A 13266-nucleotide genomic window follows, 5' to 3' on the forward strand; every position below is an offset into this window, starting at 1 on the left:
ACTCGGCAGTGATGGATAATCGCGGCATGCGGATCTCGGCGCGGGCGGACTATGCGGTGCGGGCGGCCCTGGAGCTGGCCGCGGCAGGGGACGAGGCCTCCCTCAAGGCCGAGGCGATCGCCTCGGCGCAGGGGATCCCGCACAAGTTCCTGGAGGGCATCCTCGGCGACCTGCGCCGGGGTGGTCTCGTGGTCAGCCAGCGTGGCGGAAAGGGTGGCTACCGTCTCGCCCGCCCGGCCGGCTCGATCGCCATCGCGGACGTCATCCGTGTGGCGGACGGTCCCCTGGTGTCGGTGCGGGGGGTGCGCCCACCCGAGCTCTCCTACTGCGGCCCCGCGGAGTCGCTGCTGCCGCTGTGGATCGCCGTACGCGCCAATGTTCGCAAGATCCTCGGCGAGGTCACCCTGGCTCACGTGGCCGCGGCCAAGCTGCCCGACGAGGTTCTGAGCCTCGCGGAGGACCCTGAGGCCTGGACGAATCCCTGACCGTGTCCTCCTGAAGGCATCCTTCAGCGAGTAGCCGGCAGGCCGCGGCTGCGCAGCACCCGCCGCTCCAGCGGGCTGAAGATCAGCAGATCGATGGCGATGCCGACGAGCAGGATCAGGAAGATGGCCAGGAACACCTGGGGCATGCTGGAGTTGTTCGCCCGTTCTCCAGCAACTGGCTCAGACCGACGCCCAGATCGGGCGAGGATGCGATGATCTCGGCGGCCATCAGGGACCGCCACGAGAACGCCCAGCCCTGCTTCATCCCTGCCAGATAGCCGAGGTGCGCCCCCGGCATCACGATGTGCCAGGCCTCGCGCAGGCCGGTCGCGCCCATCGTCCGGCCGGCCCGCAGGGACAGCGGCGGGATCTGGTCGATGCCCGCGACGAGGCCGTTGACGATGGACGGGACCGCGCCGAGCAGGATCACGGCGTGCATCATCTTGTCGTTCACGCCCAGCCAGATCACGGCGGGCGGCACCCAGGCCACGGACGGCAGCGACTGCAGGCCGGACAGGACGGGGCCGATGGCCGCCCGGACGAAGGACACCCGGGCGACGAGCAGGCCGAGCGGCGTACCGATGGCGAGCGCCGGCAGGAAGCCGAGCAGACCGCGGGAGACGGATGTCCAGATGTAGTCGAGCAGGGTGCCCCGGGCCCAGGCATCGCGCACCTCGCCCCGCACGTCGGAGGGCGCGGGCAGCTTGTAGTCGGGGGTGACGTTCGCCCACACCAGCAGTTGCCGGACGACCAGTACCAGTGCCACAGCGGTGACAGGCGGCAGGACCTTGCGCAACAGGGTCCCGCGCAGCGGCGTGCGGCCGGACTGCACCGAGTCCAGGGCGTCGAGGCCGGCTTCCAGTCCCACCAGACCATAAGCGTCCCGGTTCTGCTCGGCCGCTGTGGAGCCGTCCTTCTCGGTGTCGCCGCCGGTGTCAGTGCTGGCCATGGCGGCGGATCTCCCCACGCAGTTCTTCGGTGATCTCGACGGACAGCTCGGCGACCGCGCTGTCCTCGATGCGGCGCGGCTGCGGAATGCCGACGGTCCACTCCCGGGCGATGCGGCCCGGGCGGGAGGACAGCAGCACCACCCGCTGTGCAAGCCGTACCGCCTCGCGCACGTTGTGCGTCACGAACAGCACCGACAGTCCCGTCTCACTCCAGATGCGGGTCAGCTCGTCGTGCAGCACGTCCCGGGTGATGGCGTCCAGCGCGGCGAACGGCTCGTCCATCAGCAGCAGTCGGCTGTCCTGGGCCAGCGCCCGGGCCAGAGCGACCCGCTGGCGCATACCACCCGACAGCTCATGCACCCGCTTGCGGTGGGCGTCCTGCAGTCGTACGAGTTCCAGCAGCCGTTCCGCCTCGGCGCGGCGCTCCTGCTTGGCCACGCCGCGCAGTTTCAGGGCGAGTTCGATGTTCTTGCCCGCGGTCAGCCATGGGAAGAGGGCGTGCTCCTGGAACATCAGGGCGGGCCGGCCGTCCGTGGCGATCGTGCCCGTGGACGGCCGGTCCAGTGCCGCGACCAGGTTGAGCAGCGTGGACTTGCCGCAGCCGGAGGCTCCCAGGAGGGTGACGAACTCGCCCGGTGCGACGTCGAGCGTGATGTCGTCCAGCACGAGGTGCCGTCCGCCGGGCGTGCCCGGCGCGGGGAAGGACTTCGAGACGTGCTCGATACGGGCGGCGTACGTCACCGCCGTGGCGTCCTCGGCAGCCTTGGCACTCGTGGTGGCCATGGTCGTCACCTCCTGGGAACTCATCGGGTCCGGCTCCTGGTTACTCGGCGCCGAGACCGGCGTCGTCGACCTCGCTCTTGCCTTCGGCCTTCAGGACCTTGTTGAGGAGCGTGAGGTCGTAGATGCCCTTCAGATCGGGCTTCTCCAGCAGACCGGCCTTGACCGCGTGCTCCGCCTCGGTGTTGAGGGTGGAGGCCAGCGGGTCGTCGGTGAACTGGATGGACTTCCAGGCGGGGTCGATGACATCGGCGGGAAGCGCCTTGCCCGACAGCTTTTCCAGCGCCTTGTTGGCGGCGGCCTTCGCCTCGTCCGGGTTGGCGTTGATCCACGCGTTGGTCTTCACCGAACCGCGCAGCACGGCCTCGACGACGTCCGGGTGCTCCTTGAGGAACTTCTGCGACACGATGATGTTCGTGTCACGAACTTCTTGTCGGGCCACAGCGTCGATTCGTCGAGCAGGACCTTGCCGCCCTCTGCGACCAGCTTGGACGCGGTCGGCTCCGGCACCCAGGCGCCGTCGATGGAGCCCGACTTGTAGGCGTCCGGGGTGATCTTGTTGTCCGTGCGGACGACGGAGACGTCGCCCTTGCCGCTCTCGGCGTCGGCCTTCCAGCCCTGGTCCGCGATCCAGTTGAGGAACGCGACGTCCTGGGTGTTGCCGAGCTGCGGGGTGGCGATCTTCTTGCCCTTGACGTCCTTCAGGGACTTGATCTTCTTCGGGTTGACGACGAGCTTGACGCCGCCGGAGGCGGAACCACCGATGATGCGCAGGTTCTTGCCGTTCGACTTGGTGTAGCCGTTGATGGAAGGGGAGGGGCCGATCCAGCCGATGTCGATGGAGCCGGCGTTCAGTGCCTCGATCTCGGAGGGGCCGGCGTTGAAGGTCGATGGCTTGATCGTGGTGCCGCCCAGTTCCTTCTGGAACAGACCCTCCTGGACGCCCACCAGAGCGGTGGCGTGCGTGAGGTTGGGGAAGTAGCCGATCTTCATTTCGTCGGCGGAGAGCTTCTTGCCGCCCGCCGCGGCCGCCGGGGTCTGCTTGCCGTCATCGGTGGACTTGGAGCCGTAGCCGCAGGCGGTGAGCAGGAGGGGGAGCGCGGCTATGACGGCGAGGGTGCGCAGGGTGGCGAGCGGTCTTGCGGCAGACACAGAGGTGTCCTCTCAGGGAAGGAGGGGTGATCAAAGAGGTGTGGGATGGCGTGCTGAGGTCTCGGACCGGCCGACAGATGGCGGTGGACGTACGGCCGAAGTCGATGTGACGACGCGAGGTCAGCACGGGCAGCACCCGGTCTGCGCAGCTGAGCGCTCCCACGGCCACCCCCTGATTCCTAGTTTTCCTACCTGACTGCTAGGGATCGTGACAGAAGGTGGCACCCACCCCCAAGAGGGTGTTCACATGATGGACGCAACTATCTCAATTCTTGGGATCGGTGGCGATTGGCCCAGCGTGTCAGCGGTTTTTCCGGACGAGGGGTCGCTTACGCCGCTGCCTCCAGACCCACACGCCGAGCGAGGCGGAGAACTGATCGGCGACCCGCTCAAGTGCCTCCCCTGCGGCGGGCTCCACCAGGGCGGGTGCCGTGCTTCCGCCGATTGCAAGCGGCAGCACGGCGAGCAAGCCGTCCTGGTGGCGCAGCGGACAGGCCGTGCGGGAGGTGGTGGAGGGGCTTCCGGAGACGGAGAGGCTGCCAAGTGCGTCGGGCAGTTCCGTGCTGGGCGGCGAACTCACCTGGTTGTGGGTGACGCTCGTGCCGCTGGACACCGTGCACCGCTGCCACCTGTCCGCCGCCGCGGTGCACCACATCAGGAAGCTGGTCAGTCCCGACACGAGGAAATTCATGGCCACGCCCAGGAGCACCGCTTCGCCGCGCAGGGGAACCGCCCTGGCGGCGTGGAACGGAGGGCGAGGCCACGGCCACCCCGCGCGGTCTAGTCGACGAGTTCGCTCACGAGTTCGGCGACTTGTTCCACTTCGATGAGGAAGCCGTCGTGACCGTACGGGGATTCGACTACCCGGACATGATCCGCTGTTGGGATCCCGGCCGCCAACTCCGCTTGCTGGGACAGCGGATAGAGGCGGTCCGAGTCGACGCCCGCGACGAGGGTCCTGGCTGTCACACGGCTCAGGGCGGCGCGCGTTCCGCCCCGGCCGCGACCGATGTCGTGACTGTTCATGGCCTCTGTCAGGGTGACGTAGCTGCCCGCGTCGAAGCGGCTCACGAGCTTGGCGGCGTGGTGGTCGAGGTAGGACTCGACCTGGAACCGGCCGCCGTTCCAGGGATCCTCCGTACCCTGCGGTGCGCGGCCGAAGCGGACCTGGAGCTCAGGTTCGCTGCGGTAGGTGACATGGGCCAGGCGACGGGCCAGGCCGAGCCCCGCATGCGGGCCGAGCCCGGGGCCGGCGTCGTGGTAGTCGCCGCCACGCCAGTGCGGGTCGCTGCGAATGGCATGGAGCTGGATGTTCGCCCAGGCGATCTGCTCCGCGCTCGCCGCGGCCGTCGTGGCGAGCAGCAGAAGCGCCCGAGTCCGTTCCGGATGCGACACGGCCCATTCCAGCGCCCGCATCCCACCCATCGACCCACCGACGACCAACGCCCAGCGGTCGACGCTCATCGCGTCGGCCAAGTCCGCCTCGGCGGTCACCTGGTCACGCTGGGTCAGGTAGGGGAAGGCACTGCCCCAGCGGCGTCCATCCGGGGTGAACGACGACGGTCCGGTGCTGCCCTGACAACCGCCCAGCACGTTCGGAGCCACGACGAACCAGCGGTCCGTGTCGAGCGCGCGCCCGGGGCCGATGAGCCCGTCCCACCAGCCGGGAGTGGGGTGCCCGGGCTCGGTGGGGCCGACGACGTGGCTGTCGCCGGTCAGGGCGTGCAGGACCAGCACCGCGTTGGAACGGTCGGGCGCCAGCCGCCCCCACGTCTCGAACGCGAGCCGCACACCCGTAAGTTCACCACCCGCCTCCAGGGGAATCGGCTTGCCACGCTCGTACCACTGGCGACGCCCGGGCGGGTCCCCCTCCCGCCAGGCCCCTGAGGCCGGCGGGAGGGGGACCTCGGACGGCGTCAGTACGGTGTTCAGGACGCGCCCTTCGCCGCGCGGAACCCTGCCTCCAGGTCGGCCTTCAGATCGGCGAGGTTCTCGATGCCCACCGACAGACGCACCAGGCCGGGGGAGGTGCCGGTGGCCGCCAGCTGCTCCTCGTCGAGCTGACTGTGCGTGGTGGACGCCGGATGGATGATGAGGCTGCGCACATCACCGATGTTGGCCAGGTGGCTGAAGAGCTCCACGGCGTCCACGAACCGCTTGCCAGCCTCCACGCCGTCCCGCAGCTCGAAGGAGACCACGGCACCGGCGCCGCGCGGCAGGTACTTCTGCCCCGCCTCGTACCACTTGCTGGACTCCAGCCCCGCATAGTGGACGGCCGCTACCTCATCACGCTGTTCCAGCCATTCGGCCAGGGCCTGGGCGTTGGCCGAATGCCGTTCGATACGGAGGCTGAGAGTCTCCACGCCCTGCAGCAGCAGGAAGGCGGAGTGCGGGGAGAGGGCCGGTCCGAGGTCGCGCAGCAGCTGTACCCGGAGCTTGACGGCGAAAGCGCCCGGGCCGAGCGCCGGCCAGTACTGCAGCCCGTGGTAGCTGGGATCGGGCTCCGTGAAGTCGGGGAACCGCTGGGCATGAGCCCCGAAGTCGAAGGTGCCGCCGTCGACGACGACACCGGCGATGGCCGTGCCGTGCCCGCCCAGGAACTTGGTCGCCGAGTGGACGACGATGTCCGCGCCGTGCTCGATGGGCCGCAGAAGATAGGGAGTAGGGACCGTGTTGTCCACGATCAGCGGCAGCCCGGCCGCGTGTGCAACGTCCGCGACCGCCCGTACGTCGAGCACGTTGCCGCGCGGATTGCCCAGCGTCTCCGCGAACAGCGCCTTGGTGTTCGGCCGGATCGCCGCCCGCCAGGCCTCGAAGTCGTCCGGGTCGTCCACGAACGACACCTCGATGCCCAGCTTGGGCAGCGTGTGCCGGAACAGGTTGTACGTGCCGCCGTACAGCGACGTACTGGAGACGATGTGGTCGCCGGAGCTCGCGAGCGTCAGGATCGCCAGGGTCTCCGCGGCCTGCCCGGAGGAGAGCGCCACGGCCGCGACCCCACCCTCCAGGGCGGCGATACGCTGCTCGAAGACGTCCTGGGTGGGGTTGTGGATGCGGGTGTAGATGTTGCCGGGCTCGGCGAGCGAGAACAGGTCGGCGGCGTGCTGGGTGTCCCGGAACACGAACGACGTCGTCTGGTAGATGGGCGTCGCCCGGGCGCCGGTGGTCGGGTCAGGGGTGGCCCCGGCGTGGATCTGCTTGGTCTCGAACGACCAGGCCGAGGTGTCGGGCCCGGCGGACGGTTCCTCAGGGGTGTGGCCGGCGGTGACGGAGTCGATGGGCTGGCTCATGGTGGTGCTCCCTTGTGCGGAAGGCGGAGATGCACGCGGTGCGGCGGACGGGAAGGCGCGAAGGAACCACAGAGCTGACAGCCGTGCCCGGAACATGGGTGGCGGTTGGCCCTGTGCGGTGGGAAAAGACCGGTCGGAGGCCGGAGCGCGGACTCAGCTCACGGCAGAACAGAGCGTGGTGGTGACACGCACGTAGTCAACGTGGCGGCGGGTCACGAGCACGGTCATGAGGCCAGATAACCACATGGGGGTAGCCACGCACCAGCGCAAGGCACTCGTCTCCTGCGTGTGCTGTGACCCGGTCAACGCGATTGATCAAGCTGCCCGTTCATGGCGTTTACGATGTGGTCGGGGCCATGCAGGGTGGGTAGCGGGGATCGATGTGGTCGCCATCCCCTCGCGCATCTACAACGAGGAGCCGGGCGCCAACTGAACGAGCCGGCCGCGGGACGTTGGGAGCTGCCGACAACGGCCAGGACGTCCTTCGCGTCATCGGCAAGGCAGGCCGGAAACGCTGCCGCCAGGACGTCGGCGACCGTCGACGGATCCTGAGGTAGTTGCACAACATGAGAATAGGCAGCGACCTTTCGACGCATCAGCCGCCCACCTCCGCGTTGCGGGACAAGCCTTAGTCGAGATCACCAACAGCATCCGAAACTGCAGCCAGAACCGCTTTCAACGAGCGCCATCAGCAACAGGACTGTTGCTGCCACCTGCGGAACTGATGTCCTCCTGACCTGGGTCATCATGGTGAGCTCGACGGAGCGCATCAGCTCTGAATCTGCAGCAGAACCGGCAGCTTGTAGGCGATCGCCCACCGGGGTGCACGGGAGCCCGATCCGGCTGCCTGCTGGTCGGCGGCGAGGTCGGCCTTGATGACGATGCCGTCGATGCCGAAGGGCAGGTCCGCACGCGTGGCGGCGATCTCCTTCACCCGGGCCAGAACCTGCTCGGGGCTCTGGGCCACCGTGTCCGGGACGGCGGTCCGGGCGCTGGTGTGCACTCCGAGGCCGGCGGCCAGCTGCATCAGGTCGTTGTGTGCGCGCCGATGACGGGCCGGCTCCTGTGCCCGCCCGCCGCAAAAGACAGGGCCGCCCGTCTCTTCGAGCTCAGCGAGATTGCTCCACGATCCGCGCGGCCGCCTTTTCAGCGATCATGATCGTGGGTGCGTTGGTGTTTCCGCTGACGATGGCCGGCATGACCGAGGCGTCGATGACACGGAGTCGCTCGACTCCGTGAACCTCCAGGTCCGGATTGACGACGGAGTCGTCTCCGGTTCCCATGGCACAGGTCCCGACCGGGTGATAGGCCGTCGCGCTCCACCTGCGGACGTGCTCTTCGAGAGCCGCGTCGTCCAAGCGGTGCGGGGAGTCCTGGCCGTCCGTGCCCGGTAGGTACGACCGCGCCAGGTATGCGGCGAACGGTGCGCAGCGGGCGATGCCCATGACCGCTCTGATTCCGGCGACCAGTACCGACACATCCTCGGGCACGTCGAAGTACCGGGGATCGATCAGCGGTGGAGCCTGCGGATCAGCCGACGCGAGACGGACGGTGCCGCGCGTCCGCGGGTTCAGGGCGACGCAGTTCATCGTGAACACCGGCCGGTCCGGTACCACCTCGCCGCTCAGGATGAGCGCCGTGGCCCCTCCGAGCAGCTGGACGTCAGGGCGGCTGGTGCCGTCGGTGACGTTGAGGAACGCACCGACCTCGCCGTAGTTGGAGGCGAAGGGGCCGTCGCCGTGGGCGCGCCATCGCTGCAGGTTCTCCGGGGTGAGCAGGTCTCGGACGATGTCAGTGGAGTACTGGCTCTCCCACACGACGGGAGCCATCAAATGGTCCTGCAGGTTCCGCCCGACCCCCGGCAGGGGGACCCGGACGTCCACTCCCACGTCGTGCAGCTCGCGGGGATCGCCGATGCCCGACAGGAGGAGCAGTTGAGGCGAGTTGACCGCTCCGCCGCAGAGCAGGATCTCACCGGCGGCACGGGCCGCCCGCTCCTGTCCGTCCAGAAGGTAGGTGACACCGGACGCGCGTGGTCCGTCGATTGTGATCCGCGTTGCCGTGGCGCCGGTGCGCACGGTGAGATTGGGTCGGCCGAGTGCCGGCCGCAGGAAGGCGTCGGCCGCGGACCAGCGCCGCCCGTGATGGCAGGTCACCTGATACAGGCCGGCGCCGGCGGGGGACGCCCCCGCGAAGTCGTCGTTCTGCTCCAGTCCCCATTCCACGGCGGCGTCCAGCCACGTCCGCGAGAGTTCGTGGGTGTAGACGCGATCCTCGACGTGCAGGGGTCCGTCCGATCCGTGGTAGGGCTCGCCGAGGCGGCGGTTGGACTCGGACTTCGTGAAGTACGGCAGCACGTCGTCGTAGCCCCAGCCCGTCGCTCCGTGCTCGTCGCGCCAGCCGTCGTAGTCGTGCCGGTTGCCTCGGGTGTAGATCATGACGTTGGTGGACGACGAGCCGCCCAGCACCTTTCCCCGGGGCCAGGAGAACGTGCGGTCCGACGGGGACTGCTCGACCGTCCGGTAGCTCCAGTCGGCCTGCGATCCGAACAGCATTCCGAGCGCGGCGGGGGTGTGGATCAGTTCGTCGGTGTCGGGACCGCCCGCTTCGAGGAGCAGCACGCGGACACGGTCATCGCGGCTCAGACGGTCGGCGAGCACGCAACCGGCGCTGCCCGCGCCCACGATGACGTAGTCGAATTCTTCGGTCGGGGTCGGGGTCGGGGTCGTGGTCATGGTGGCTTCCTCGTCGTGCGGACGGCCGTCGCCGGACCTCACCCGAGGCGGGCGAGGCATGCCGGCCGTCGCATCAGGGGTGGTAGATCGATTGGAATTGCTGGTACGCCTGAAGCCCCTCGGGACCCAGTTCGGTGCCGAGTCCGCTGGCCTTCCTGCCTCCGTAGGGGGAGGTGAGGTCGGGCAGATAGCCGTTGAGCCCGACGGTGCCCGTCCGCAAGCGGCGGGCCACTTGGGCACCGTGGTCCGTATCCGTGGTCCAGACGGTGCCGGCGAGACCGTAGGCGGACTCGTTCGCCAGGCGCACGGCCTCGTCCTCGCCGTCGTAGGGCGTGACCGTGAGGACGGGCCCGAAGATCTCCTCTTGCGCGACGGTCGACGAGTTCTCGACGTCGGCGAATACCGTGGGTTCGACGAACCAGCCACGATGCAGGCCGGGCGGCCGGCCTTACGAGGGGCGGCGGACCTGCCTCCCAGTTCCAGGGTTACCGGTCGCAGCAACTCGGAGCAGGCGGCGGCCACTTGGCGCCCCGCTCGGGTGGAACCGGTGAACGACACCTTGTCGACACCGGGGTGGGCGACCAGATACGCGCCGGCGTCTCGCCCTCCGGGAACGATGTTGATCACGCCGTCAGGGATACCGGCTTCCTCGATCGCCTCCGCGAGCAGCACCGAGTCGAGGACCGTCTCCGGTGCTGGTTTGAGGACGAGCACACAACCGGCCGCCAGAGCGGGAGCCACCTGGAAGAAGGTGATGGTCTGAGGGAAGTTCCAGGTCATGATGGCGGCTACGACGCCTGCGGGTTCCCGGCGGACCAAGGTCGTGCCACGAGGCAGCCCGGTCCGCAGCTCCTCCGGCCTCATGTCGTCGGCCAGTGCCGCGTAGTAGCGCAGCAGGGCTGACGGCACGACGCCTTCGAAGGACCGCGCGACGGTGATCGGCATGCCGTTCTGCGCGCTGACGGCGTCGGACGTCTGGTCTTTGCGGGCATCGAGTTCGTCCGCGAGACGGATCATGGCGTCCGCGCGACGTCCACCCTCCCAGGAGGACCAGCCGGTCGATGCGTCGAATGCGGCACGAGCGGCACCGACCGCTCGGTCAATGTCGTCCTGGGAGCCGTCCGGCACAGCGCCGAGGAGGTCACCGGTGCTTGCGGAAACGGCGCGGATGACGCCCCGGCCGGACGCGTGCACCCAGCGTCCGCCGATGAACAGATGGATGCGGTGGGAATCAAGGCGGTGGGAATCCACGGTGGACTCTCCCTCGGCACGGCCGTGGGATCACGGCATGCCGTGTGCTTCGAGATGTGATCCGATACGTGGCTGATCAGCGTGGGGCGCGGGTGTCCAGCGCGGCAAGCGGAGCCGATACCGGTCAGGGCCGTCGCGGTGCCGCCCAGCGCGTCGAACCTGCTGGGCGGGCCACGGATACGCCACCCCTCTCGGCCGGCAGTGGCCTCGCGAGGGGCGCATTCACGGTTCATGAATGAACAAATGCGACGTTACACCCATCTGGGGTAACCTGTCACCAGATGGCGGAAATATCGGTGAAATCGCTGGTCGTCGCATCGGCAAGGGCGGGCACGTCGACTGACGGCTCACCCCTCATTCTCCCGTGAGCAGCACGGCGGCGCCGGGTCTGGAGAGGTGGCGCAGCGTGAGGACATACGGCGGCGCAACGGCGGAACAGCGCGCTTCACTCCGCCGCCGGCGCCTCATGGAAAGCGGCCTGGAACTCTTCTCCAGCCGCGGATACGCCCACACCTCGATCAGCTCGGTACTCCGGCACGCAGGAATCAAGGACCGGTACTTCGCGGAGAGCTTCTGCTCCCTCGACGACCTCATGGCAGCGCTGATGAGAGACATCTACGAGGAACAAGTCACCCGATGCGCCGAGGCGATCGGCACGGACGAGTCGCTGCGCGAGCGGGCTCGGAACATGATCGACGTGATCGTCGGACTCCCCCTGGAAGACCCGAGGAAGGGGCGCATCAAACTCGCGGAATCCCTGGGTGCCGGACCGCTCACGGCACAGGAGCGGCGACTGGGACTGGAGCGCATGAGCGGCCTCGTGGACTTTCTCCTGCGAGAGGGCCTTCACGACCCCGGGATCGACACCGCCGCCATGTCCGTCGCCGTGGTGGGAGCGGTCAGCGAGATGCTGCTCAGCTGGTTCAACGGGGTCCTGGACCTCTCGCGGGACGCCCTGGTGGACCAGGGGCTCCTCCTCTTCGAGGCGGTCACCGAGCACCTCTCCTCGCCAGGATGACGAGGTAGGCGGCAGTCGGCGAGGGTGGCGCCCAGGACGCCTGAGCGCACAACCGCCCCCACCCGATTGGCCAAGGCGTCGTTTCATTCCACGACCACATAGCGGTGCCCATGCCCATATTGCGCATGTGATGCCGAGGAAAGGCGTGTCATGAAGATCGCAGTGATCGGCGGTACCGGGCTGATCGGGTCGCAGGTGGTCAACCACCTGACCGCCGCCGGGCACGAGGCGGTACCGCACTCGCAGTCCACCGGCGTCGACATCACCAGCGGCCGTGGACTGGACGAGGCGGTGACCGGAGCCGACGCCGTCCTGTCCTGGACCGCCGACGGCGACACCGTCCGGCTGCCCGCCACACCCATCCAGCCGATCGCCTCCCAGGACGTCGCCCACGCCGTCGCCGAGGTCGCCGCGGGCACCCCGCTGAACGGCATCCACGACATCGCCGGCCCCGAGGTCTTCCCTCTGGACGAACTGGGCCGCATCACCCTGTCCCACCACGGCGACGACCGCACCGTCGTCACCGACCCCACCGCCGGCATGTTCGCCGCCGTCAAGGGCGACGTCCTCACCGACGAAAACGCCCACCTCGCCCCCACCCGCTACACCGACTGGCTCTCCTCCTGACGTCCCCGTCTCTGCTTCCAGCCGTCGACGAGTAGATCCGTGGAGAAGACGAGGGAGGCAGAAGGCCTTGGATGTCTACGAGGCGGTCAGGAGTCGACGCGCGGTACGCGGATTCACCGACCAGCAGGTCCCGAAAGAGGTGCTGGAGCGCGTGCTGACCGCTGCGGCCTGGGCGCCGTCCGGATCGAACCTCCAGCCTTGGCGCGTCTACGTGTTGACCGGCGCGCCACTGGCCGAACTCAAGAAGCGCGCCGGCAATCGCGTGACCGCGGGTGATCCCTGGGACGAGCGGGAGTACGAGATGTACCCACCCGCCCTGAAGTCCCCGTACCACGAACGCAGGTCCGCCTTCGGCCATGAGCGCTACAGCTCACTCGGTATCACCCGCGAGGACTGGGAGGCGCGCCAGAGGGCCGCTGCCGAGAACTGGAACTGCTTCGGTGCGCCCGCCGTCCTGTTCTGCTACATCGACCGCGACATGGGCCGGCCCCAGTGGTCCGACTGCGGCATGTATCTGCAGACCGTCATGCTGCTGCTCCGTGCCGAAGAACTGCACAGTTGCCCGCAGATGGCGTGGTCGGTGTATCGCAGGACCGTCGCGGAGATCCTGTCACCCCCGGACGAGCTCATTCTCTTCTGCGGCATGTCGATCGGGTTCGAGGACGTCACGGTGAGGCACCCCCGCACGGGCCGGGCCCCGCTCGACGAGACCGTCACGTTCGTCGGTGAATAGTCTGTTCGTGTGAGACCGGAGCACGCCGCTGTCCAGGAACTACACCGTAGTTGACAGGTGACTGATCACGGCGGTGTTGCGTTTGCCAGTCACACCGGACGGCAGGAGACTGGTGATATCAGTGTGACAGTGCCGCTGAAAACGGGGCGGTCGGCGCAACGCTTCTCCCGTTGCTGCCGCATGAGCAGGCACCTGTAGCTTGCCTGCGACTGGCCATGTTGAACGTCGAAAATTTCCACGCGTTG

The 13266-nt window shown here is 68.4% G+C and carries 10 protein-coding genes and 4 pseudogenes; 4 read left to right on the plus strand and 10 right to left on the minus strand.

What is annotated here, in order from left to right; genetic code table 11:
* Nucleotides 1-26 precede the first annotated feature (26 nt).
* Complete coding sequence (locus tag AB0N17_RS22515; RefSeq protein WP_366013204.1) at nt 27-485, plus strand: Rrf2 family transcriptional regulator; 459 nt, start codon at nt 27-29, stop codon at nt 483-485.
* 23 nt (nt 486-508) lie between these two features.
* Here AB0N17_RS22515 and AB0N17_RS22520 read toward each other — a convergent pair.
* From AB0N17_RS22520 to AB0N17_RS22565, 10 genes and pseudogenes are all read right to left on the minus strand, one after another.
* Nucleotides 509-1434: pseudogene (locus tag AB0N17_RS22520) on the minus strand (ABC transporter permease).
* Nucleotides 1421-2242 (minus strand): ABC transporter ATP-binding protein, encoded by an 822-nt coding sequence (locus AB0N17_RS22525; RefSeq protein ID WP_366013205.1) that lies wholly within the window; start codon nt 2240-2242, stop codon nt 1421-1423. The pseudogene AB0N17_RS22520 and the gene AB0N17_RS22525 overlap by 14 nt, the downstream one beginning before the upstream one ends.
* 16 nt (nt 2243-2258) lie before the next feature.
* Nucleotides 2259-3367, minus strand: a pseudogene (locus AB0N17_RS22530) (aliphatic sulfonate ABC transporter substrate-binding protein).
* A 301-nt stretch (nt 3368-3668) separates the two neighbouring features.
* The gene (locus tag AB0N17_RS22535; RefSeq protein WP_366013206.1) at nt 3669-4076 is read right to left on the minus strand and encodes a hypothetical protein; all 408 of its coding nucleotides are present in this window, start codon (nt 4074-4076) and stop codon (nt 3669-3671) included.
* A gap of 71 nt (nt 4077-4147) precedes the next feature.
* On the minus strand, nt 4148-5299 hold the full coding sequence (locus tag AB0N17_RS22540) for a homoserine O-acetyltransferase (protein WP_366013244.1): 1152 nt from the start codon (nt 5297-5299) through the stop codon (nt 4148-4150).
* Entirely contained in the window at nt 5296-6657 is a 1362-nt protein-coding gene (locus tag AB0N17_RS22545; RefSeq protein WP_366013207.1) for a bifunctional o-acetylhomoserine/o-acetylserine sulfhydrylase, read from the minus strand. The genes AB0N17_RS22540 and AB0N17_RS22545 overlap by 4 nt, the downstream gene beginning before the upstream one ends.
* 778 nt (nt 6658-7435) lie before the next feature.
* A pseudogene (locus AB0N17_RS22550) lies at nt 7436-7699 on the minus strand (NAD-dependent DNA ligase LigA); the annotation flags it as partial.
* Nucleotides 7700-7766: 67 nt separating this feature from the next.
* Complete coding sequence (locus AB0N17_RS22555) at nt 7767-9392, minus strand: GMC family oxidoreductase N-terminal domain-containing protein (RefSeq protein WP_366013245.1); 1626 nt, start codon at nt 9390-9392, stop codon at nt 7767-7769.
* Nucleotides 9393-9465: 73 nt separating this feature from the next.
* On the minus strand, nt 9466-9825 hold the full coding sequence (locus tag AB0N17_RS22560; protein WP_366013246.1) for an aldehyde dehydrogenase family protein: 360 nt from the start codon (nt 9823-9825) through the stop codon (nt 9466-9468).
* An 86-nt stretch (nt 9826-9911) separates the two neighbouring features.
* A pseudogene (locus AB0N17_RS22565) lies at nt 9912-10643 on the minus strand (aldehyde dehydrogenase family protein); the annotation flags it as partial.
* Nucleotides 10644-11109: 466 nt separating this feature from the next.
* On the opposite strand from AB0N17_RS22565, the gene AB0N17_RS22570 reads away from it, so the two are divergent.
* From AB0N17_RS22570 to AB0N17_RS22580, 3 genes are all read left to right on the plus strand, one after another.
* A complete protein-coding gene (locus tag AB0N17_RS22570; RefSeq protein WP_366013208.1) occupies nt 11110-11661 on the plus strand; it encodes a TetR/AcrR family transcriptional regulator in 552 nt (183 codons plus the stop codon).
* A gap of 150 nt (nt 11662-11811) precedes the next feature.
* Entirely contained in the window at nt 11812-12288 is a 477-nt protein-coding gene (locus AB0N17_RS22575) for a hypothetical protein (RefSeq protein WP_366013209.1), read from the plus strand.
* A 67-nt stretch (nt 12289-12355) separates the two neighbouring features.
* Nucleotides 12356-13021: a nitroreductase gene (locus AB0N17_RS22580; RefSeq protein ID WP_366013210.1), complete on the plus strand. Its 666-nt coding sequence runs from the start codon at nt 12356-12358 to the stop codon at nt 13019-13021.
* Nucleotides 13022-13266: the final 245 nt, after the last annotated feature.

Origin of the sequence: Streptomyces sp. NPDC051133 (assembly GCF_040682635.1) — a bacterium.
GTDB lineage: Bacteria > Actinomycetota > Actinomycetes > Streptomycetales > Streptomycetaceae > Streptomyces.

What these genes read in the sequence shown, in the direction of transcription:
- AB0N17_RS22575 (WP_366013209.1), top strand. Translation starts at nt 11,812, where the DNA reads ATGAAGATCGCAGTGATCGGCGGTACCGGGCTGATCGGGTCGCAGGTG.
- AB0N17_RS22555 (WP_366013245.1), bottom strand. Translation starts at nt 9,392, where the DNA reads ATGACCACGACCCCGACCCCGACCCCGACCGAAGAATTCGACTACGTC.
- AB0N17_RS22515 (WP_366013204.1), top strand. Translation starts at nt 27, where the DNA reads ATGCGGATCTCGGCGCGGGCGGACTATGCGGTGCGGGCGGCCCTGGAG.
- AB0N17_RS22545 (WP_366013207.1), bottom strand. Translation starts at nt 6,657, where the DNA reads ATGAGCCAGCCCATCGACTCCGTCACCGCCGGCCACACCCCTGAGGAA.
- AB0N17_RS22570 (WP_366013208.1), top strand. Translation starts at nt 11,110, where the DNA reads ATGGAAAGCGGCCTGGAACTCTTCTCCAGCCGCGGATACGCCCACACC.
- AB0N17_RS22525 (WP_366013205.1), bottom strand. Translation starts at nt 2,242, where the DNA reads ATGAGTTCCCAGGAGGTGACGACCATGGCCACCACGAGTGCCAAGGCT.